The sequence below is a fragment of the Halorubrum miltondacostae genome (genome assembly GCF_041379815.1).
GTDB classification, from domain to species: Archaea; Halobacteriota; Halobacteria; order Halobacteriales; family Haloferacaceae; genus Halorubrum; species Halorubrum miltondacostae.
Map to the genome: position 1 here is coordinate 912,629 of NZ_JBEDNY010000001.1, position 19,134 is coordinate 931,762.

A 19,134-nucleotide genomic window follows, 5' to 3' on the forward strand; every position below is an offset into this window, starting at 1 on the left:
GGTCGCGACCGCCGGGCGCGGCGCCGCGAGCGGAGCCGCGAGAGAACGCGGTTCGACCGCCGTGAGGAGTCGATATCGCGTAAACCCCGCATAGCGAACGATAGCCGCCTCTACCGAGAGAACCGGACGAAGAGCATTAAGCCAGGGCAGGGATGTGGAAATTATGTTTACAATCCCTCTGGTCCACCAACGTGTATGTCCACTCGAGATCCTCGCGAGGCGGTTGAGGCCCTCCGCGACCGGATTCGTGAGCGCGAGCGCGATGTCACCGACGACGATGCGGAGGCGCTGCTCACCTTCTCCGACCAGATGGACCTGATGAAGAGCGAGTACTCGAACTACCGGCACCTCAAGCTCCTCCGGCACTGTACGCGGATGGCTGAGGCGACCGAGCAGCTCGCCGAGGCCGCTCACGATCGCGACGCCGCCGAGGCTGTCGTCCGCTGGATCAACCGGGAGTACGAAAACGAGGAGACGAATCGGGACTACCGAAGCGCCATCCGCGTCTTCGCGAAGCGCGTCCGCCGCCTCGACGAGTCGCCCGAGAGCGTCGCCTGGATCCCGACCGGGACCTCGAGCACCTACGACCCGACGCCGAGCGAGCGCGACTTGCTCCTCTTCGAGGAAGACGTCAAGCCGATGGTCGACGCCTGTCGGAACGCTCGAGACGCGGCCTGTATCATGCTCCAGTTCGAGGCCGGCCTCCGTGGCGGTGAGCTCCAGTCGCTCACCGTCGGCGATGTCGTCGACGGCGAACACGCCCTCGCCGTTCACGTTGACGGCAAGGAGGGCGAGCGCGTCGTCCACCTGGTCGTCTCCGTCCCGTACATCAACAAGTGGCTCACCGACCATCCCACCGGCGACGATCCCGACGCGCCGCTCTGGTCGCACCTCTCCAAGCCGAAGGCACAGAGCTACACCAGCTACCTGAGCAACTTCAAGGAGCCGGCGAAGCGGATCGACCTCGCGAAGGACGTCACGCCGACCAACTTCCGCCGGTCGAACACGCGGTGGCTCGTCCTCCAAGGCATGAGCCAGTCGCGCATCGAGGACCGACAGGGACGGAAGCGTGGCTCCGAGGCCACCCAGCGGTACATGGCCCGGTTCGGCGAGGAGTCGAACGAACGGGCCTACGCGTCGATGCACGGGCTCGACGTCGAGGAAGACCCCGACGCCGATGACCACGTGCCCCTCACGTGCCCGCGGTGTGACCGGGAGACACCCCGCGACAACGACTGGTGCGTCTGGTGTCACCAAGCTCTCTCGCCCGAGGCGGCTGAGCGTGTCGAAGAGGTCGACGAAGCGATGTTCGAGTCCGGTGTCGAGACTGATGACCCGCAGGTCGCTGAGGACCTCTGGACGGTCAACCGGCGGATCACGGCGCCGGTCAAGCACTTGATGGCCGACGACGAGTGACTCAGGCATCGGTCTCGACCTCCTCGAGCCGGTCGAGTGCGTTCTGCGCGTGCGGTGCAATCGGGAGGTCCGTCTCGGCGAGGCGCTCGAGCTCGGGCTGAAGCTCGCGGATCGCCTCGATCGGCGCATCGTCCGGGGACAGTTCGTCGGCGTTGTCAGCGGTTGTCGTGCTCATCGGGCTGCCTCCAGATTCCGCGGGTCGATCTGCGCGCAGTACTCCGTGCCACACTGCTCGTCGACGGCGGCCGCGACGGCGATGCCGTGGATGTTGGACAGGTGTGCCGGGGAGAGGCCGTACACCGTCACGAGCGCCTGGTCGCGACGGAAGACGACCGTGTCGGTCAGCTCGTCGAAGACGGCCTCGTCGTGCGGCGGCACAGGCGCAACGGCTGGGATCGTCACAGTGACGCCCCGCTCGTAGGCCACCGCCGCCGAAACGAGCTCACCGCTCGTCCGGTCGCGCATACGCCCAGCACAGTGCGGGGTGACGCACTCGACAGGCTCGATGCTCACACCATCACCTCAATTATGATGATGACGCCAAGTACGATCACGAGTTCGGGAGTCACCCCTCGGGTCGCAAATTGGAACGACCAGCTCATCGACTCACCCCGCTGGTAACATCACGGGAGCAACTCCTGACGTGTATAATATAGCAAAAGTGGCAGCTAGAATGACTCCTTAATTGTCCTAGCACTGAAGTTTTATTATATCTCCGGTGTAGTGTTGTTTTATACCGCCCTCCATGGTAGACAACACCGCACATGATACTGACAGAAGAGGTCCGTTTCGACAAGAGTGTGCTGACGTTACCCGTGATCTGCTGGCTCATGACTTGGTTCCGTGCGAACGCCAAGACACGGTTCGAGAGTTGTTGAACGATGGCAAGCCGGCAGAGGCACTCCGCATCGCATTGGGTAATGACAAAGCGTGACTCCGCAGTGTCCGCAGGTTTAGCCGCCCGTGAGCCGTGAATCTGCGGCAGTAGTTGCGCACTACACATCGATGCCGCCCCACTTCTCAGCAGTTGATTCAAGATCAGTAGCGATGTCACGAAGATCCTCTGCGTCTAGCTCAGCGGCGTGCCGTTGAATGACAGTGCGTACCTCATCGCGCGCATCGGCTTCGCTCATGGACGATCACTCTCCTGCGGCCCACCAAGCGCAATCACCAGTTGTACGAGCTCGTCGTTCGTGAACCGCTGGTGGGTGTCCATCTCCGTGTCGTGTTTCATCCCGGCCAGCGAGTCGATCTCTTGACGGAGGTCGGCGGCCGTGTTCGCTTCGGCGAGAACGAACGCCGGCGCCTCGAACGGCCAGTCCTCGTACTCGCCGGGGATGTCGAGATTCATGCTTCGCCCTCCGTGTCCTCGCGAACGTCCGTGAGCGCGCCCTGGTACTCCTCGGGGAGGCTCGCGAACGGTAATATCTCCGAGTTGATGAACGCCGCGTACGTGCCCGCCCGGTCGCCACCATCAAAGAGCGCGACGTAGCCGCTCTCGGAGACGACGCCACGCGTGTAGCCCTCATTCCAGTGGTACTCGAAGCCGAGCATCACCGTGTCGCGACTCCCCCCCGTGTCCGCGAGGTGGGCGGCGTCGTGGTACGCGATCACCGACTCCTCGGCATCGTCGTCAGCGTCGAAGCTCCGCGTCTGCGTGACGTTCCACGCGTCCGCGTTCGGGTAATCGCTCAGGTACGCCGCGAAGCCGTCGACGTCGATCTGGGCGCGGTGGAACAGCGTGCCTTTCGCACCGCCGAGCGCCTCGAACAGCCAGTCGCCGTCCGAGCGGTTGCCGCCGAGCCAGCCCTCGGTGAGGTCGGCGATCCACTCGCAGTAGACATGCTCTGTCGCTTCTTCCGTCTCGGTGATGATCGAGTCATCTGAGACGTAGATCGTCTCGCTCTCGACGTCCTCCGAGAGGGGCGCGTCACCCCACAGTACGCGGCGGACCAGATGGGCGTCTCCCGGACCTACGCGAGCGAGCGTCTGAAACGACTCGTCGAACACAACCACGTCGAGAAGATTGCGCCAGGTCTCTACGAGCTCGTCGACGATCCTCGCGACGACCTCGCCGATGACGACGACGTCGAGGAGCTGAAGGGACACGTCCGCGCCGCGGGCAGGGCGATCGAGGACCAGAACGTCGACGCGCTCCGGCGACACGTCCGCGCAGCCTGTGAGGTGCTCGACAATGAGTGACGGGGAGACGGAGACGTTTGAGGGGTACCTCGTACTCGACTGGCGATCGGGTGAACAGCGTCAGCGGAAGACCGAGCCCGATGATCTGGCGCCACACCAGCTCGCGATTCCGTACTCGATCGACGTTGAGGTGCCCAAGGTGACCGTACCGACAATTGAAGCCGCGATCGAGGTGCCCGAGGCTGAAGTCGAGCAGTCGGTCATCGAGGAGACGCGAAATCTCGCAGAAGAGTACGAACAGGGGGACGCCTAGCCCTCACCCGTTCGTCTTCTGTGAATGTAACAGAACAGTTGACATCCTAGCGTTTCTTTTACTCCTGAGGATCGCCGATCGATGCTCTCTCTGTATTGAAGTCCTCTAAAATCCGCTCAAATTCAGATAGCTCGACCTCAACACCCGCGTCCGGACGGCCACTGCTAAAATTGACCTTGTTGTTCTGGAATATTTCGGAGTCTACGTAAATCGGACAGTCGTTATCAGGGAAGAACGGTGGTATTGCTCCGATAGTATACCCGAGTTCTCCTTCTATGACTTCCTCGTCAGCGAATTTTAGACTGCTAATATTTGCTGTGTCTCTGAGGGCACCAAGATCAACTTTCATCTCGGCTGGAACAATCGCAACGATTACGTCCCGCTGGTCGTCCAAAAACACCATCGATTTAATCATTTCAACGAGGGCCACGTCGCGTAGTTCAGCTGCCTTCTCAGAGGTTAACGCATCGCTATCGTGCTCCAACAAGCTGTACTCGATTCCACGATTGCGAAGATACTCCGTGATTTCCGTTTGTGTCATGTCGCTCCATAGTGTGTCTTCAATAATAAAAATCAAACACGATCAAAACCGCCTGGTTACCGCTGGGAGACGAGTCGGGCCCGGACGTGATCGCGGTCGAGCCCGAGCCCGACCAGGAGCCGCACGAGGTCCTCGGCGTCGCACCGGACGCGCCCGAGCCGGTGGTAAAGGGCGCGTTCCGCGAACTCGTGAAGGAAGGCCACGGCGACCAGGGCGGTAACGAATAGTACGACGTGAGCGAATTAAAGCAGGCGCGGGACGCGCTGTTGAGTTGAGCGACACGCAAGTGTACCGACGTGGCCGGCGTCACCAACACGTAGCGTTTTGTACGTCTGTTCAAAACACCGGTTCTCCACCGTAAGCGCCGCTGCTTGCGGTTTCTCACCGGGCAGGCCGATATAGGTCGACAATACGCAGCGTCGGCCAGCGAGCCGGCAGAGTGAGCCAGCCCGAAGCAAGGTGTGTCACCCGAATCGAATGTCACGCCGATTAGCGACATGGCCTGTTCGGGCCGGTACACACTCGTCTGTTTAATAGAGTAAAAACACACCGGCCAGACTGGATATTGTGTCAGTAATATCGAAGCAGACTACCCACTAGCGCCGTCGCTAGTTGGGGTGAGTCAGATAAAGAAATACCGCGTGTGGGTCGACCCGCGAGGGCCGATGGTTGGAAGCTACGAGTCGCGACCGTAGGCAGCGATGTTACTCGTTGCGGCGGGTCGCGAGCAGCGCAGCGGCGATGAGCGCGACGAGTGCGACGAGCGCACCGAAGCCGGGCGTGCCGTCCTCGGTCTCGCCGTCGGAGCCGTCGGATCCGTCACTACCGTCGGAACCGTCGGAGCCGTCAGAGCCATCGGAGCCGTCGGAACCGTCACTGCCGTCGGAACCGTCGCTACCGTCGGAACCGTCGGAACCGTCGTCCGCGGCTTCGAGGGTGAGCGTGGCCGTCTCCTCGTCGTCGTCCGTGAAGACGCCGTGCTCGTAGTCACCAGCCTCGAGACCGGACGTGTCGACGTCCGCGAACTCGACGGTGGTGCTGTTACCGGCACCGAGGGTCACGTCCTGACTGGCGACCGCGTCACCGCCGACGCGGAACTCGACAGTCTGGGTGGCCTCGGCGTCACCGGTGTTCTCGACCGTGGCCGTGATGGTCAGCGCGTCGCCGACCGTCGCGGTCACGTCCTGCGGGTTCAGCTCGGAGACCGCGAAGTTCGCGGACTCTTCGACCGCATCAACGACCGTGCCGTCAACGGACGGGTTGTCGCTCAGGCCCGACTGCCGGACCGTGACCGTGTACTCGTCGTTGACATTCGTGTCGCTGAAGTCGAACTCGGCCTCCCACGTGCCGTCAGTCGTGACGCGCACGCTCTCGACCGTCTTGACGAACGACGGGCTCGTGCCCGAGTCCGAGCGGATGTTGACGTTCACTTCGGTACCGGGCGCGACGTTCGACGTACCCGAGACGACCTGACCCTCAGCGTTCGAGACGTTGAACGGGTCCTGGTCGAACTCGAAGTCACGCTCTTCCACGCTGAACGTGGAGGTCACGCTCTGGTAGTACTCGTTACGGAGTTCGCTGTTCGAGAGCTCCTCGCGGTCGCTGTCCGAGGGGCTGAGGAGCCGCTGGTCCTGAACCCGGAAGCGCGCATCGAACTCGTCACCGTCGGCCGCGACGGTGTCGTCGATGTCGTAGACAACGTAGATGTTGTCGGTCGTCGCGTTCGCGAAGACCGTCATGTTGCCCGTGATGTTGTCCTGAAGCTCAACAGGGTCCTGGTTGGCGGTCGTCGAATCGTCGGTCTGCTGAACGCGAAGGTTCAGCGAGGTGTCACCGCTGATTCCGCCACCGATACCAGTGCTGTTGTTAAGTGCACCACGGAGCGCGGCCGTCGCGTCATCCGTATCCTCCTTGTCGAGGAGACCAGAGAGGCCGTCAGCGCCAATCTGGTGGATAACCTGGTCACCCTCGGCGACCGTGCCGGTCTGGGTGACGTTGTTGTCTTCGATCTGGCTGGTCAGCTCTGCGAACACGTCTTCGTCATCGTCGTTGGCCGCGGAGACGATGTCGTCGACCGTGCTGTCAGAGGCCGTCCAGAGCTGCTGGGTGGGCTCGCTACGCTGCTCGATGACGAGCGTGCCGAGCGTGTCCGGGCTGTCCAGCGTGTCCGAGAAGCTGCTGGAACTGCTCACGGACAGTGAGTAGTCGCCGTCAGCGAGGACGTCGCTGATGGTCGTCTGGTCGCTGAGGCTGATCGACGCGTCGGTCTGGCTCGGGTTCGCGAGGCGAACCACGGAGCCGTTACCCGACGAGCCAGCCGCGTACGTGTTGAACAGGATGGCGACCTCGTCCTCACCGTCGGCGTCGATGGAGACGTTCGCCTGGTAGCCAACGTCGTCCTCGTCACCGATGATGAGGGAGCCACCATCAGAGTCGCCCTCGAACTGGACGGTGATGTTGGCGACGTCGCCCTGCTGTTCGGTGTAGACGTTCTGGTCGAGCGAGAGTTCGCCGTCACCGAGCTCGCTCACGTTGATCGAGGCGGAGTCTTCGGCGGTGCTGTCTTCGACAGCGAAGTCGAAGCTGTAGTCGCCGCCGTCGACATCGGTGAAGTTACCGACGAACGAGGCGTCGCCGTCCTCAACGCCGGTGATGAGCGCCGTGTCGTCGTCACCGTCGCCAAGGCCGGTCGCGCCGGCATCGTCGAAGATGTTCTCGAGTTCCTCTTCGTCGAGGTCGTTCCCGTTGAGGGTACCGGAGACCTCAACGTTGAACTGAGAGCGGAGCGAGGAAACGTCAACGTCGATCTTCTCGTTGTCGTTAGCCTCGTCCTCGGCGAAGTCCGTGGTGAGGTCCTGCGTCAGGACCTCGAACTCGGTCATCGCGCTGCCAGTAGAGGTACCGAATGCGCCGCCGTTCGGGCCGAGGAAACTACCGTTCGGCGCACGGAGGACGTAGAAGCCCTCTCCGCGGAGGCGGTCAGTGTCGATGACGATAGTCTGACCGGCACCGACCTTCACCGAGCGGGCCTGACCCGTTGTGGACGGGTTCCCGCTGTTGCGCGATTCGACGCTCCGAATGTCGATGGTTTCACCAGGAACAACGCCAGTTCCGGTGAGGTTAACCTCAACCTCCTGGCCGATCCAGTAGAGGCTACCGTCGAGATTGGTCTCGGTAGTCGAGACGTCACCGTCCTCGCTGACGGTGAACGTGGTGCGTGCCTGGAAGACCGAACTGGAGGCGCTAAGGTCATTAGCGCCTGTGGTAGCCGGCCCGACAACGTGGATGGTAATATCGTCATCCGCGGACGCGAAGCCACTGAGGTCGATGGTCGCATTGCTCGGACCACCAGCGGCGACTGTGATCGTACCAGTCGTTGTATTCCCGTCACTGTCCGTAGCGAAGTACGTGATGTTGGCCGGGTCGGTGGTGGGATGCTCGACGGATACGTTGATCGCGCCGTTGTTGTTCTCGGTTACCGGCTGCGGAACAACCACGTCTTCAACACCAACAAGGCTGAACGATGTCTGAGTGGAGGATCCACCCTGCGAAACATCGTAATTGACCGTGCTTGTCGGTGAAGCATCAGTAGCGTCAAGCCCACCAACCGTCAGGTCGAATTCCGCGCCGCTGCTGGCTGCCGTGCTACTGATCGAAACCTCGGCAGTGTTATTGCCGGAGTAGTAGTTGTTTAACGTTGCGCCCGAGCTGCCTAGCGGGTTGACCGAGATGGTGCTACTATTGACACCACTAAGATCAACGCCATTCAGGCCAGCTTCGGAAATGTTGATTTCGACATTTGTACTAGCACTGTCTACGTTGACACCACCAATCGTGTGACTCGCATTGGAGGCACCGACAGTGATGTCACCGGGAGCCGTGCCCACGCCTGTAACGGCCGCAGCCGCCGGAGCAGCTGCAAAGCCGGCAGCGAACATGGACACGACCATAACCGCCGCAAAGAAGACTGAATTAGCCTTCTTGCGTGTCTTATTGTCGTTTGTCATTGTGTGTTGTTGTAGTCTGCGTCGCGACACCTGTGCTTTGTCCGCATCTCGGTCGCCCGCTCATCATCGCCGGCATCATCGTCGTAGTGCGACCAGACTTGACTTGGATTACTCACAGTTGGTATCGCATTCTGCCTGCGGGTAGGGCTGCGAACGGTATTTCATTCGTTCGGTATAAATGCTTTGTGGGGTGTTGAAATGTGTGATAACGCTTATCACACGCGGTAGAAGGACTGAGACGGCTGTTTTCAAAATTGATGCGGGGGAGAGACACAGCGGCCGAGCGTAACCGACGACCCGCGATCGAAACGCCTAACGGAGCATTACGACCAATATAGAGTGGGCCTTCCGCCCTTCAGGCGACTTGGAACTAGTTCTTGGTAGGGGCTGTCCTCGTCGTCTGCGATTCGACGCCCAACCCGGTGGCGCTGGCAACTCCTCTGACCCGTCCTCCCACCGCCGGCGTCTCCACCGGCTTTCACGCGTCCGACTCCTCGAACGCCTCCTCGACCGCGTCACTCCACGAGCCGAAGCGCCGCTGGTAGGTGGCGATCCCGTGGGTCCCCTCCTCGACGACGTCGGTCGCGGTCGGCACCCGACCGAGTTCATCACGGAGTCGGCGGAGATCGGCGAGCAGCTGATCAGTCGACACCTGTTGAGTGCCACCCGAGCGCGCGTCCGGGTCAAGCCCAGCCGCTTCGAGTGCCTCGGCCCACGACCCGTATCGCTTCGTGTGCGTGCGTGCGCGATGGTCCCCGTGTTCGACCATCTCTTTGAACCGTGGTGGCTCGCCGAGCTCGTCCGCAAGCGCTCGGAGGTCCTCAAGGAGCGTTTCACCTGAGACGTGCGGACCGGGCGTTCCCGGATCGTCAGGCTCGGTCTCAGCTCGCGACTCGAAGACGGCCTCGCCATTGATGTCGTCGAAGGCGGCATCGAGCGCCTCGGCCCACGAGCCGAACCGCCGTTTATAGGTTGAGGGCCAGTGGTTGCCCTGCTCGATCATCTCGTCGATCGTCGGGGCGTGACCCACTGCCTCGCGAAGGCGCTGGAGTTCGGCGATGAGGTCCTCGGTGGGGATGCGCTGTTGAGGATCGTTCGGCTCGAACCCCGCTTTGACGACGGCGGCGTTCCACGAGTCGAAGCGACGGAGGACGGTCGTGTCGGCGATGTCGCTGTGGTCGCGAAAGTTCTGAAGGGAGGGCGCGCTGTCGGTGTCGGCGACGTCGGCGACGCGCCGAATCTCCTCGAGGAGGTCGGCGTCGGAGTATCGTGGCATGGCTGAAGAGAAGATCTGTGGGGCGTATGAGTGTTCGGTCAAGCGATGAGCGCGTCGCGATCGACGAGGTCGATAGCACGGTCGCTCGGCCTGAATCGGTCGTCACTCGCGAACAGTGACGCGATCTCCCTGACGCCGCGGTCGTCGTCCCAGCCCTCGCCGTTGTAGTGCCGGACAGGCTGCCGTAGTGCCGACCGTTCGTAGTGCGCCCAGAGACGTGTCCCGCCGTCCGGCGCGGGCGTCAGGCGGACGTGGTACTGCCACACGGCGAGGAAACCTTGCGGCCGGTAGGCGTAGCTGCCGACCTCCCAGACACGACGCCCGTCGACGACGTCGAACTGGATGGAAGCGAGCGTGTTCGGGTAGACACGTTCCATCGACCGGAGCTCCGCGCGCACCTGTGCGGGCGGCGCGTCGATCGTGCCGACGTACTCACGCGCCTGGAGCGGCAACCCGGTCTTCTCAGGGAGCTCGTCGACGGCGGCCTCGACGTCGACGGCCGTGCGGTCATCCACGGTGTCGACGACGTCGTCGTACTCGCCGCCGGCGAGACGCGCGACCACGGGCAGCACGAGGCGCCGTGCGCGCCACAGGTCGGACCACCCACCGAGGTGTCGGCGAGCGAGCAAAAAGAGCACGAGCGCGACGAGCGGGGCGACGACCGGGCCCCAGAGGTCGGCGGTCGCGACCGGGCCGGTAGCGATGCGTCTCAGGGTATCGGTGGCTGGTTGGAGCATGAGTACGGGCGCGACGGTGGAGCCTCACGCCCTGCGCGCCCGGCGGGCAGTCATCGGTCGTCGCGTTAGAGCCGCTCGGCGAGGCCGGAGAAGCGACGGTTGATGCTCTGGAACACGCCCCGCGTGGTCTCACCAGCGCCGAGCGTCACCGTGATCGACGTGTCATTGACGGTCACATCTTTGACCTCCAGCGTCTGGTCGGTTGGAACATCCACCGTGCCGAGCGCGTCGACAAGGTTGAAACCGATGTCGGTCGTCACGAGCTCGACTTCGGCCTCGTACTGCGGGTCGCTCAACTCTTTCGCGGCGAACAGTGCCGCTTGGTCAAGCGCCTGCTGCGTAACGGCGTTCGTCGCCGTCTCGCGGATCGTGTCGCCGGTGCCGTCGGCGTCGGGGACCGTGTACTCCGAGCGTCGCTTCGTCTCGTAGTCGAGCGCGACCTCTTCACCGTCCGCGATGGCTGACCCCGAGACACGGCGGATGGCGCCCTCGTTCGGCAGGACAGTGTAGTCGCTACCTTCCTCGTAGACGGTGTCCGCCCCATCACTGACCGGTTGGTACACGCGGACGGAGCCGGGCTTGAGGTAGCCGTCGCCAACGCCGACGTAGCTGAGGCCGCTCAGGACCACGCGGTTATCCCGCACCTGTCGCGACGGGCCGTACACGATGACGGTTTCGACCAGCTCGCTCACGTCGGTCGCGACGGTGAAGTCCGAGACCGCCTCGTCTGTCGTCGCCTCGCGGTGGCCGACCTGCGAAACGACCACCGTCCCGGGCGCGTCGACGTCGCCGCCAGGGGGCGACGGTTGCTGTTCCCAGATGAACCGCTGTCGCTCCGCGAACGTCATGAGCAGGTTCGCGATCGTGTCCTCGAACGCCTCCGACTCGATAAACGGCGTGTCGTCGACCGATGCGGCGAGTGACAGGTTCGAGATAGACTGCCCGGCGTTCCCAGTCAAGGGGTTCTCTCCGCCATCGTCGTAACGCGAGAGTGTCACACGCGCCCGGAGTTGCGTCGAGCCTGACGCGAATGGTGCCGTCAGCGACTCGGTGTTGCTCGCGGTCTGATAGCTGTCGCCGCCGTCGTTCGAAACGGCGAGGGCCTGGCCGTTCACCGTGTAGTTGAGCTCAACGTCAAGCGACCCACCGACGACCTGCTCGATCGTGCCGACGTCCTTCGTGACGAGGTCGACCGCGCTCGGGTAGCGCGGCGGGCCGCTGATGTTGCCGTCGCTGTCGACAGATGAGCCCCACCCGACCGACTCGAACTGCGAGTCAAGCCCGCCACCGTCGACGAGGAGCGCACCCGACCCGCTGCTCGTCACCTCAATCTCGACCGTGGTTAACCCCTCGATTGTGACGCCGTCAAACTGCGGCCCGTTCGGCGGGAAGTCAATCCAGCTGGGGTCGGACGCTGAGGGTATCGCGTTCTCGAAGAAGACATCCACTGTCGTCCCGTCGACACGGACCTCGAACTCGGGATGTTCGCCTGTCGGCGTGTGCGCGCGGATGTAGGCGGCGAGGTCGGCCGCGTCCCACTTCCAGGTCGACTCGAACGTCCACGCGATGCGGTCGCCCGGCGACTCCAGCCGGAAGGCGCGGTCCTGCCAGTACGTCCCCGACGGCGGGTCAGCGTCGTCGATCGGCGCGTTAATTGTACTCGCGAACCGCGCCGAGCGCGTCCATACTGTCTGCTGAACTTCAAGCGCGCCGGCGTCGGCGTTCGCCTGGATCGGGATCGTGTTGCCCGTCGTTCCGTCGACGTTGGTGAACGCATCGACGAGCTCACTGATACCAGGGGCGGTCAAGACGGAGACATCGTCACGCACGTCCGAGGCGGGATCGTCGACGTCGTGCGGGATGCCCGCGTCCGAGAGGATCGTCCGGATGAAGTCGTCGGTGTCGGTGAGCTCATCGACGTCGTAGGAGACGACTTCGTCGAGCGCCGTCCCGCCACGCCCGACGAGCTTCACCGTCTCGGGCGACTGCTCAACCTCGTCGACGCGGTCGATCGGCAGGCGGTCGCCGTCCTTCCAGACGCGCATGGTCGCCCGCTCGATCTCCGGTCGTCGCCACCGGTCCGCAGCCGGGACGTCAACCCGGACACGTGGCACGTCGTTGACGCGCGGGTCGGGGCGCGAACTGTCGAGGATGCTTGACGGCCGGAGCACCTCGCCGGCGTCCGTCTCGATCTCGACGTACCACCCGCTCGCCGGGATGCGGCGGCGCGAGAGCCCGATCCCGCTCGTCGCCGCCGTATCCGTGTCCGACGTCGCTGCTGTGTCGTCAGTAAACGCCCGGATACGATAGCGGAACTCCTCGTCCGGTTGCGCCGTGTCGTCGACGAAGGCCTCCGTGTTCGCTCCGGCGTCGGCGACAACGCGCTGAGGCCACCAGTCGCCGTCCGGCCCGAGTCGTTCTCGGATCACCTCCTGGCCGATCTCGTTGTCGTCCTGGTCCGTCCAGGTGAGCTCGACGGTCGTCTCGTCGATCGCCGTCGCCGTGAGGTTGACCGCGCCGGGGAACTTCGTGACGATCGAGACGGGTGCCGTCCACTCGCCCGTGACGTCTTGCGTCTCCGAGCGCGCCCGCACCTCATACTCCTCGCCGTCTTCGCGGCCGGTAAACTGGGTCGTGAGCGTGCCGAACGCGACCGTCTGTTCCGCGAACCCGGTCGCCGACGGCGCCCACGACTGGGCGCCGGTTTCGCGGATCTGGAGCCGTGTCTCGCCGTTGTTCGTCGTCGCGCTCTCGCGGTCGATGGCGACCTCATCCTCGACGCCGTTGCCGAGGGCGGGCTGGTCCTCGTCGGGCAGGTCGGTGGTGAACTGGACGGGCATGGGTCAGAGCCTCACCCGGTAGTCGTCTTGGTAGTGGTCGAACGAGCCGTTCATGTTGCTGCCGAATGCGCCCCACGCAAGCTTGGCGAGGTTGTTGGGGCTGCCGTCGAAGCTGTTGTTGCTGTTTACCACCTCGCCGTTGTTCCAGTCGACCGAGTACTGGTTGTTGCCCCAGTCGATGTCGATTTGCCACTTGTACCAATTGCCGTAGTCCGCGCTGGTCGCGTTGAACGTGTTCGTGTCGCCGTTCTTGAAGAACACCGGGTCGGGGTTCGACGTGCCGACGGCGAAGACGCGGTTGTTGCTCCCGTCGAGGCCTCACATACCGACGCCGCCCTGCCCGCCACTGTTCTCGTTGTAGTGCCACACGACCCGCGAGTACTGCTGGTTAACGTCGAAATTCCACGTCATCGCCTTGTTGAACTCCGAAACTTCCTGTCCGTGACCTATGTCCTCGGTGGCGTACATCGCCGTGCCGTTCGTGCTGTTCGGCGCGACGCGCGCTGAGGAGATCGGCGCACCGCTGCTGCTGATGCCCTGAAAGTTCCACTGGTTGAAGTTGTCGAACTCCTCCTCGAGACCGGACGGCGCGTCGGTCGTGAACGAGAGGATCGAACCGGCGTCGGTCGCGTCGTCGTTCACCGCGTCGGCGGTCGCGCGGGCCTCGTACCCTGTCTGCGCGTCGAGGCCGTTGAGCCCGATGCTGTACGTCTGCGGCGACTGGAGTGTGTGAGCACTGATCGGGACGTCTCCGACCTCTTGCTTCAACTCTTCAGATGGGACTTTCGACCTCATCGGCTCGCCTCCACGGTCGCGCCCTCCTGTCTGCTCCACGAGACCGCCTCGCCGTCCTTGTCGAGGAGCACTGCCACGCTCTCGGCGTCACGCTCGGCGGCCACCTCGCGGCGCTCTGACGGCGTCATCCCGGTCTGCGGAAGCCCTTCGCCGTGCTCGTCGAGGTAGCGCTCACGCTGTGCGAGCGCCTGAAGTACTCGCTCACGCGGATCGCGATCTCTTATTGACGCTAGGCGGCGCTCCATCGCGACCCAGTAGCGGACGAGGGCAATTGTCTGAATCCCACGGATACGCGCGAACATGAGCTCGCCGGATGTTCCAGAACCACTGTCGACGTGGATCTCGACATCGAGGAATCGCGCCGGGTTCTCACCGTGTTCGGCCGAGAGCTCGAGCGACGGATCTGGTGTATGGGTCGACTGTTCGTTGTGCTGTCCAGTCGCCGGCATCAGTCTGTACCCCCAAGGTCGACGTCAGCAAGGCTGTCATGGACGTCCGGGTCGAAGTGCTTCGCCCGCTCGTACAGCTCGTTGTCTTTGGTTTCTGGAATTTCTCGGCCGATGATACACCCGCGACAGGGGGCGAGCCCACGCTCTTGAGCTTCTTTCCGGGTGATCCTCTCCGGGCCAGCGCGGTACCCGGTGGCGTCGACGTTGTAGCACGGATCATCGGCGTTGTGATAGACTGTCCGAGTCCCGGCTGTCGACCGTTTCACTATTACTTTCTCGTTAAGTGGCCCGCTGTCCTTCTCGATCCGCTCTTCGATCTCAGCTGCCGACAGCGACGACGACATGTTATATCACCTCCACGCGGTCGGCGGCAGTGTTAACAGGTAGATCAGCGTCCTCAACCTCGACGACCACACGCGTCGCGAGCGTCCGGCCGCTAACCTCGATGTCCTCGGTACCGCGGATAATCCCTGGCGTCTCCGTGCCGTCGAGTCGAGTAACCCCGACCGCCGTCCCGGCGAGCCCGACATCGTCTGAGTAGTCGTCAGTGGTCGCTTCCTCAGTCGTATCGTCCGTATCTGACATCGTGTTATGATCTCGGTGTCAGCGACCGGCACGAGACGAGGGTGCTTTCACGCCGTGAATAACGGGTTCGGCCGCCTTCAGCCCGCTCCGACCCGTTCCACTCTCATCGTACCCGTCGCTAACGCTTCTTTATTTACATACTCCATCACAACGTAAGTAGGATCTAAATCAACGGCGGTGGGATAGTGGAGTGGTAGAGCGGCATCTCAGCGATCCTCCTCGGCTGAGCCGTTATTCACGGCGTGAAAGCGTTCGAGATCGTTCACACCGTCGAGATTCACGCGAACTCGTTTCTGACCGCCATCACCGCTCGGCCGGTCGTACGCGAAGCCGTCTAGGTCGGCGGCACGCTCCATCAGGTCGTAACAGTGACCGGCCGAGGGGTACCCGTCGAAGAGCCACTTCACGTCGTCGTACTGGAGCGCAGCGCGACCGCCACGCTTCTCAGCCTCCTCAACGAGTGCTGACCGAACGCGGCTGACTTTCTGTGGCTTCGTCAGCTGCTGGTAGTCGGTCGCACCTGGATCAGGATCGACAAGTCCCTCGAGCTCAGCAACGCGCTCGCGGAGCTGTTGGTTCTCCTCGACGATCTCGTGGACGGCCTCGACGATAGTGTCGTACTCTGACGAGTCGCCGTCGACAAGCCCCCAGACGAGCTGGCGGAACGCGGCGTGGTCGAGCGCCTCCGAAGCGTCGTTCATTGCGAACGCACCCCCAGCGACCGCTTCGCGACGATGAACGGGTCCACAGCTACGTGACCGCAGGTGACGCACTCAATCGAGCCGTCATTAAGCTCGCGACCAGCGACAGCACCACAGCGCGGGCAGGGCTCATCACGGTCAATAATCCCCGTCACGGGACACGCACCTCTGCGTCACCGCCGTCACCGACGTGATACACCTCACCGCGCCGGTCAAGCTTGTCGAGTTGCTCGATGACGCGCTCGTCTTCGATCCCGAGTTCGAGCGTGACGCCCTCGATGAGCTCACCGCGGGTGACGGCGTTGTCGGACCGGTAGATGGCCTGCTTAATCGCCGTCTGAATCTGCGCCGCGTAGACGACCGCCATCACGCGCACACCTCCGTTCCGGACGTCGCCGCAGCATCCGCTATCGCGGCATGTGGTGTAACTACCTGACTCTCGACAGGACGCACAACCCCACCGGGGTGCGGATCCGCGTGGGATTGTTCAGAAAGTTGATAGAGCCAGGGCAGGGATTTGAACCCCGGAAGTCTCGATTACAAGTCGAGTGCATGAACCACCCATGCTCCCCTGGCGCGTGCGGCCGTACTCGGTCCTCCTATGAGTGCGTGTCGCTTTCCGCGAACCCGGCCGGCGTCAGTCGCTTTCTCCCGTCGCTCCGCCCCCTTCATCGTCCGGGTCCCCGTCGCCCAGCGACTTCGTCAGCTCGACGCGGTGGCGGTCGTAGCCCCGGTCCGCGTAGAACGCCCGGGCGCGGTCGTTGTCGGCGAGCGCCTCCAGCGCCACGCGGTCCGCGCCGCGCTCGGCGAGCGTGTGTTCGGCCGCGTCGAGCAGCGCCGCGCCGATCCCCTCGCCCCGCCGGTCGGGCACCACGAAGAGGTTGCTGACGGTCCCGCGGGCGGCGTCGCGCTCGTAGTCGCCGCGTTCGAGCGAGAAGCCGACGAAGCCCACGAGGTCGGTCCCGTCGCCCCCGTCCGGTGTCGCCGCCGCCGGGTCCCGGGCAACGAGCAGATCGCCAGTGACGGCGGACTGCGCCGCCCACTCGCGGACGGTCGCCCGGTTCGCCTCCGCCCGGAGCGTGGCCCCGTGTTCGCGCTGGCCCGCGGCGAGCGCCACCCACATGTCGGTGACCGCGTCGGCGTCGTCGGCGGTCGCCGGCTCGACCCGGACGTCGGTGTCGGTCATGCGCCCACCTTCGGCTCGCGGCGTGTTGAGGCTGCCGACCGTCGTGTCGGTCGCTTCGGAGTCGGTTCAGATCTCGCGGCAGTTCGGGCAGACCGCCTGCCCGTTCGCGGTGACGAGGTCGGGGACCAGCGCGCCGCAGTTCTCGCAGACCCCCTGCGTCGAGGTCCCGCTCGCGGCCTCTGCGACCGGATCGCCGCTGCCGTCGCTCCCGGCCGGGCCGTCTCCAGAACCGGCCGCGCCGCGGTCCGTCGTCGCCTCCGGGTCCATCGTCGCGGCCGCGCCGCGCTCCGCGCCGGAATCCGCCGCGGGGGACAGGGCCGCCCCGTCCGCTCGCGGCTCGCCCGGGGCCGCCTCGCCGCCGATCCCGTCGGCGCCGGCCCCGGTTCGCGGCGCGCCCGCGGCGAGCGCGTCGCCGTCCGTCACGATCCCGACCGCCGCACCGTCGTCGACCGCGACTACCCGGTCCGCGCCCTCCGCGACGAGGCGCTCTTCGACCGCCGCCAGCGAGTCGTCCGGCGACACCGCCGGCAGCGGCGGGCCCATGGCGTCTCCGACAGTGAGGTCGGCGGGATCCGTCTCTGCCTCCGACGCGGCGGCGACGCCGGTCGCGTCGAGCAGCGCGTCGAGCGCGTCACGAGACTCCAACCGCCCCACCGGCTCGCCGCCGCGCACGACGACCAAGCAGTTCGTCTCCTCGTCGACCAGCAGCGCGGCCGCCTCCGGGAGCGAGTCCGACTCGCTGACGCCGAGGAACTCGCGATGCATCACGTCTCGGACCGTGGTATCTGTTCGCATACGACTCGGATCCGCTCTTATCGGCTAAAAGATGCCCCCGGTAGCGTTTTATCCGCGCCGCTCGTACGTATGCGATCGGTTCGCATGTCATCCGGCGTCAGAGGCGCGTACGGCGCGATCGGCGGCCGCACGCGAGGATGAAAGGAGAGTGTTCAAACCCTCCGGCGTTCGAACGCCAATATGGCTATTCCCTCGTTCGTGATCGGGATCGCGGGGGGGACGGGCGCGGGGAAGACGACGGTCTCCCGGCTCGTCACCCGCGACCTCGGCGACAGCGTCACCCGGATCCCGCTGGACAACTACTACGAGGACCTCTCGCACCTCGCGTTCGAGGAGCGCCAAGAGGTCAACTACGACCACCCCTCGGCGTTCGAGTGGGAGCTCCTCCGGGAACACCTCGAGGCCCTCCTGGAGGGCCAGTCCGTCGAGATGCCCCAGTACGACTTCGAGATCCACAACCGGAAAGAGGAGCGCGTCACCGTCGAGCCGACCGACGTCATCGTCTTGGAGGGAATCTTGGCGCTGTACGACGAGGAGATAAACGACATGATGGACCTGCGGCTCTTCGTCGAGACCGACGCCGACGTGCGGATCCTGCGCCGGATCCGCCGGGACGTGATCGACCGCGGCCGCGACCTGGAGGGCGTCATCGACCAGTACCTCTCGACGGTGAAGCCGATGCACGAGCAGTTCATCGAGCCATCGAAGAAACACGCCGACGTGATCATCCCGGAGGGCGCTAACAGCGTCGCGGTGAACCTCCTCGAAGAGAAGCTGCGAGCCGAAGTCGAGGGCGACGCGGTCAGGAGCTGGGAGCGCGGCAGCCTCGAATCGGAGCTGGGCGAGAAGCGCTCGCTCGACATGGACGGCGACGACTGAGCCGACCTTCTCAAAGCGAGAGAACCGCGGGGGCGACTAATTAGCCCCGTCGCGTATTTCCGACTATGATCCGAGCAGTTGTCGGCGCGCTCGGCGAGCTCACAGTGCTGGCCCCGGACCGCATCGTCGCCGCCTTCGAACGCGTCGCCGTCGAGAATCTAGACGACGTCGAACCGAGACGGGGGACGCGCCCAACGCTTCGGGCCGAAGGCGCGGCCGTCGTCGCGCTCGCCCTGATCGGCGGGCGGGTCTACGCCCTGGCGATGTACGTCACCGGCGCCTTCGGAACCGTCCTCCTCGTCGTTCCGCCGGCGTACCGTGCGATCGCGGGGCGGATCCTCTACGAGGACCCAGACGCGGTCGAGTGGAAACCGGGGTTCGATACGTTCCTCCGGCTCGTCAGCGCGGCGTACGCACTGTTGGGCGTCAGGGAGCTCCGGCGGGACCGCGACACGGAGTGACTCGTCGGCGA

General features: G+C 64.2%; 25 protein-coding genes and 1 tRNA gene. 5 read left to right on the plus strand and 21 right to left on the minus strand.

What is annotated here, in order from left to right; translation table 11 throughout:
* Positions 1-195: 195 nt before the first annotated feature.
* A complete protein-coding gene (locus ABNG04_RS05075) occupies positions 196-1,416 on the plus strand; it encodes a tyrosine-type recombinase/integrase (protein WP_371160583.1) in 1,221 nt (406 codons plus the stop codon).
* Position 1,417: 1 nt separating this feature from the next.
* Here ABNG04_RS05075 and ABNG04_RS05080 read toward each other — a convergent pair whose 3' ends face one another.
* The 5 genes from ABNG04_RS05080 to ABNG04_RS05100 all read right to left on the minus strand — a co-directional run bounded on the left by ABNG04_RS05080 (position 1,418) and on the right by ABNG04_RS05100 (position 3,432).
* Complete coding sequence (locus ABNG04_RS05080; RefSeq protein WP_371160585.1) at positions 1,418-1,591, minus strand: hypothetical protein; 174 nt, start codon at positions 1,589-1,591, stop codon at positions 1,418-1,420.
* Complete coding sequence (locus ABNG04_RS05085) at positions 1,588-1,929, minus strand: hypothetical protein (protein WP_371160587.1); 342 nt, start codon at positions 1,927-1,929, stop codon at positions 1,588-1,590. Before ABNG04_RS05085 ends, ABNG04_RS05080 begins: the two co-directional genes overlap by 4 nt.
* A gap of 482 nt (positions 1,930-2,411) precedes the next feature.
* Positions 2,412-2,549, minus strand: coding sequence for a hypothetical protein (locus tag ABNG04_RS05090; protein WP_371160589.1), 138 nt, complete (start codon positions 2,547-2,549; stop codon positions 2,412-2,414).
* Positions 2,546-2,767, minus strand: a complete 222-nt coding sequence (locus ABNG04_RS05095) for a hypothetical protein (RefSeq protein ID WP_371160591.1) — start codon at positions 2,765-2,767, stop codon at positions 2,546-2,548. Before ABNG04_RS05095 ends, ABNG04_RS05090 begins: the two co-directional genes overlap by 4 nt.
* Positions 2,764-3,432, minus strand: a complete 669-nt coding sequence (locus tag ABNG04_RS05100) for a hypothetical protein (protein WP_371160592.1) — start codon at positions 3,430-3,432, stop codon at positions 2,764-2,766. The genes ABNG04_RS05095 and ABNG04_RS05100 overlap by 4 nt, the downstream gene beginning before the upstream one ends.
* Here ABNG04_RS05100 and ABNG04_RS05105 point away from each other — a divergent pair.
* A complete protein-coding gene (locus tag ABNG04_RS05105) occupies positions 3,373-3,618 on the plus strand; it encodes a hypothetical protein (protein WP_371160594.1) in 246 nt (81 codons plus the stop codon). The two genes, ABNG04_RS05100 and ABNG04_RS05105, sit on opposite strands and share 60 nt — an antisense overlap.
* Positions 3,611-3,871: a hypothetical protein gene (locus tag ABNG04_RS05110; RefSeq protein ID WP_371160595.1), complete on the plus strand. Its 261-nt coding sequence runs from the start codon at positions 3,611-3,613 to the stop codon at positions 3,869-3,871. Before ABNG04_RS05105 ends, ABNG04_RS05110 begins: the two co-directional genes overlap by 8 nt.
* 58 nt (positions 3,872-3,929) lie before the next feature.
* On the opposite strand, the gene ABNG04_RS05115 is transcribed toward ABNG04_RS05110, so the two are convergent.
* From ABNG04_RS05115 to ABNG04_RS05190, 16 genes are all read right to left on the minus strand, one after another.
* On the minus strand, positions 3,930-4,412 hold the full coding sequence (locus tag ABNG04_RS05115; RefSeq protein ID WP_371160597.1) for an aminoacyl-tRNA deacylase: 483 nt from the start codon (positions 4,410-4,412) through the stop codon (positions 3,930-3,932).
* Between the two features lie 56 nt (positions 4,413-4,468).
* Positions 4,469-4,615 (minus strand): hypothetical protein, encoded by a 147-nt coding sequence (locus ABNG04_RS05120; protein ID WP_371160598.1) that lies wholly within the window; start codon positions 4,613-4,615, stop codon positions 4,469-4,471.
* Between the two features lie 501 nt (positions 4,616-5,116).
* On the minus strand, positions 5,117-7,909 hold the full coding sequence (locus ABNG04_RS05125; protein WP_371160600.1) for a BGTF surface domain-containing protein: 2,793 nt from the start codon (positions 7,907-7,909) through the stop codon (positions 5,117-5,119).
* A 988-nt stretch (positions 7,910-8,897) separates the two neighbouring features.
* The gene (locus ABNG04_RS05130; protein ID WP_371160602.1) at positions 8,898-9,695 is read right to left on the minus strand and encodes a homing endonuclease associated repeat-containing protein; all 798 of its coding nucleotides are present in this window, start codon (positions 9,693-9,695) and stop codon (positions 8,898-8,900) included.
* Between the two features lie 38 nt (positions 9,696-9,733).
* Positions 9,734-10,432 carry a hypothetical protein gene (locus ABNG04_RS05135; protein ID WP_371160604.1) on the minus strand — a complete coding sequence of 233 codons (699 nt, stop codon included), beginning with the start codon at positions 10,430-10,432 and terminating at the stop codon, positions 9,734-9,736.
* Between the two features lie 65 nt (positions 10,433-10,497).
* On the minus strand, positions 10,498-13,272 hold the full coding sequence (locus ABNG04_RS05140) for a hypothetical protein (RefSeq protein WP_371160606.1): 2,775 nt from the start codon (positions 13,270-13,272) through the stop codon (positions 10,498-10,500).
* A gap of 3 nt (positions 13,273-13,275) precedes the next feature.
* On the minus strand, positions 13,276-13,533 hold the full coding sequence (locus ABNG04_RS05145) for a hypothetical protein (protein WP_371160608.1): 258 nt from the start codon (positions 13,531-13,533) through the stop codon (positions 13,276-13,278).
* 57 nt (positions 13,534-13,590) lie between these two features.
* Positions 13,591-14,067 (minus strand): hypothetical protein, encoded by a 477-nt coding sequence (locus ABNG04_RS05150; RefSeq protein WP_371160609.1) that lies wholly within the window; start codon positions 14,065-14,067, stop codon positions 13,591-13,593.
* Positions 14,064-14,516 carry a DUF8129 domain-containing protein gene (locus ABNG04_RS05155; RefSeq protein WP_371160611.1) on the minus strand — a complete coding sequence of 151 codons (453 nt, stop codon included), beginning with the start codon at positions 14,514-14,516 and terminating at the stop codon, positions 14,064-14,066. The genes ABNG04_RS05150 and ABNG04_RS05155 overlap by 4 nt, the downstream gene beginning before the upstream one ends.
* Positions 14,516-14,860: a hypothetical protein gene (locus ABNG04_RS05160; protein ID WP_371160613.1), complete on the minus strand. Its 345-nt coding sequence runs from the start codon at positions 14,858-14,860 to the stop codon at positions 14,516-14,518. Before ABNG04_RS05160 ends, ABNG04_RS05155 begins: the two co-directional genes overlap by 1 nt.
* Before the next feature lies 1 nt (position 14,861).
* Positions 14,862-15,101: a hypothetical protein gene (locus tag ABNG04_RS05165; RefSeq protein ID WP_371160614.1), complete on the minus strand. Its 240-nt coding sequence runs from the start codon at positions 15,099-15,101 to the stop codon at positions 14,862-14,864.
* 206 nt (positions 15,102-15,307) lie between these two features.
* Positions 15,308-15,802, minus strand: a complete 495-nt coding sequence (locus tag ABNG04_RS05170; RefSeq protein WP_371160616.1) for a hypothetical protein — start codon at positions 15,800-15,802, stop codon at positions 15,308-15,310.
* Positions 15,803-15,953: 151 nt separating this feature from the next.
* The gene (locus ABNG04_RS05175) at positions 15,954-16,169 is read right to left on the minus strand and encodes a hypothetical protein (protein ID WP_371160618.1); all 216 of its coding nucleotides are present in this window, start codon (positions 16,167-16,169) and stop codon (positions 15,954-15,956) included.
* A 135-nt stretch (positions 16,170-16,304) separates the two neighbouring features.
* Positions 16,305-16,378: transfer RNA gene (locus tag ABNG04_RS05180), tRNA-Thr, on the minus strand.
* A 61-nt stretch (positions 16,379-16,439) separates the two neighbouring features.
* Positions 16,440-16,988, minus strand: a complete 549-nt coding sequence (locus tag ABNG04_RS05185; protein WP_371160620.1) for a GNAT family N-acetyltransferase — start codon at positions 16,986-16,988, stop codon at positions 16,440-16,442.
* A gap of 66 nt (positions 16,989-17,054) precedes the next feature.
* Positions 17,055-17,783 (minus strand): CBS domain-containing protein, encoded by a 729-nt coding sequence (locus ABNG04_RS05190; protein WP_371160622.1) that lies wholly within the window; start codon positions 17,781-17,783, stop codon positions 17,055-17,057.
* Positions 17,784-17,963: 180 nt separating this feature from the next.
* On the opposite strand from ABNG04_RS05190, the gene udk reads away from it, so the two are divergent.
* Entirely contained in the window at positions 17,964-18,662 is a 699-nt protein-coding gene (gene udk / locus ABNG04_RS05195; RefSeq protein ID WP_371160623.1) for a uridine kinase, read from the plus strand.
* Positions 18,663-18,727: 65 nt separating this feature from the next.
* Positions 18,728-19,123 (plus strand): hypothetical protein, encoded by a 396-nt coding sequence (locus tag ABNG04_RS05200; RefSeq protein ID WP_371160625.1) that lies wholly within the window; start codon positions 18,728-18,730, stop codon positions 19,121-19,123.
* The last annotated feature ends 11 nt before the right edge of the window (positions 19,124-19,134 follow it).

Bases quoted from the DNA above. Each gene is read 5' to 3' on its own strand.
- ABNG04_RS05075 (WP_371160583.1), top strand. From the start codon at position 196: ATGTCCACTCGAGATCCTCGCGAGGCGGTTGAGGCCCTCCGCGACCGG.
- ABNG04_RS05080 (WP_371160585.1), bottom strand. From the start codon at position 1,591: ATGAGCACGACAACCGCTGACAACGCCGACGAACTGTCCCCGGACGAT.
- ABNG04_RS05090 (WP_371160589.1), bottom strand. From the start codon at position 2,549: ATGAGCGAAGCCGATGCGCGCGATGAGGTACGCACTGTCATTCAACGG.
- ABNG04_RS05095 (WP_371160591.1), bottom strand. From the start codon at position 2,767: ATGAATCTCGACATCCCCGGCGAGTACGAGGACTGGCCGTTCGAGGCG.
- ABNG04_RS05105 (WP_371160594.1), top strand. From the start codon at position 3,373: ATGGGCGTCTCCCGGACCTACGCGAGCGAGCGTCTGAAACGACTCGTC.
- ABNG04_RS05110 (WP_371160595.1), top strand. From the start codon at position 3,611: ATGAGTGACGGGGAGACGGAGACGTTTGAGGGGTACCTCGTACTCGAC.
- ABNG04_RS05115 (WP_371160597.1), bottom strand. From the start codon at position 4,412: ATGACACAAACGGAAATCACGGAGTATCTTCGCAATCGTGGAATCGAG.
- ABNG04_RS05130 (WP_371160602.1), bottom strand. From the start codon at position 9,695: ATGCCACGATACTCCGACGCCGACCTCCTCGAGGAGATTCGGCGCGTC.
- ABNG04_RS05135 (WP_371160604.1), bottom strand. From the start codon at position 10,432: ATGCTCCAACCAGCCACCGATACCCTGAGACGCATCGCTACCGGCCCG.
- ABNG04_RS05140 (WP_371160606.1), bottom strand. From the start codon at position 13,272: ATGCCCGTCCAGTTCACCACCGACCTGCCCGACGAGGACCAGCCCGCC.
- ABNG04_RS05150 (WP_371160609.1), bottom strand. From the start codon at position 14,067: ATGAGGTCGAAAGTCCCATCTGAAGAGTTGAAGCAAGAGGTCGGAGAC.
- ABNG04_RS05155 (WP_371160611.1), bottom strand. From the start codon at position 14,516: ATGCCGGCGACTGGACAGCACAACGAACAGTCGACCCATACACCAGAT.
- ABNG04_RS05160 (WP_371160613.1), bottom strand. From the start codon at position 14,860: ATGTCGTCGTCGCTGTCGGCAGCTGAGATCGAAGAGCGGATCGAGAAG.
- ABNG04_RS05165 (WP_371160614.1), bottom strand. From the start codon at position 15,101: ATGTCAGATACGGACGATACGACTGAGGAAGCGACCACTGACGACTAC.
- ABNG04_RS05170 (WP_371160616.1), bottom strand. From the start codon at position 15,802: ATGAACGACGCTTCGGAGGCGCTCGACCACGCCGCGTTCCGCCAGCTC.
- ABNG04_RS05175 (WP_371160618.1), bottom strand. From the start codon at position 16,169: ATGGCGGTCGTCTACGCGGCGCAGATTCAGACGGCGATTAAGCAGGCC.
- ABNG04_RS05185 (WP_371160620.1), bottom strand. From the start codon at position 16,988: ATGACCGACACCGACGTCCGGGTCGAGCCGGCGACCGCCGACGACGCC.
- ABNG04_RS05190 (WP_371160622.1), bottom strand. From the start codon at position 17,783: ATGCGAACAGATACCACGGTCCGAGACGTGATGCATCGCGAGTTCCTC.
- udk (WP_371160623.1), top strand. From the start codon at position 17,964: ATGGCTATTCCCTCGTTCGTGATCGGGATCGCGGGGGGGACGGGCGCG.
- ABNG04_RS05200 (WP_371160625.1), top strand. From the start codon at position 18,728: ATGATCCGAGCAGTTGTCGGCGCGCTCGGCGAGCTCACAGTGCTGGCC.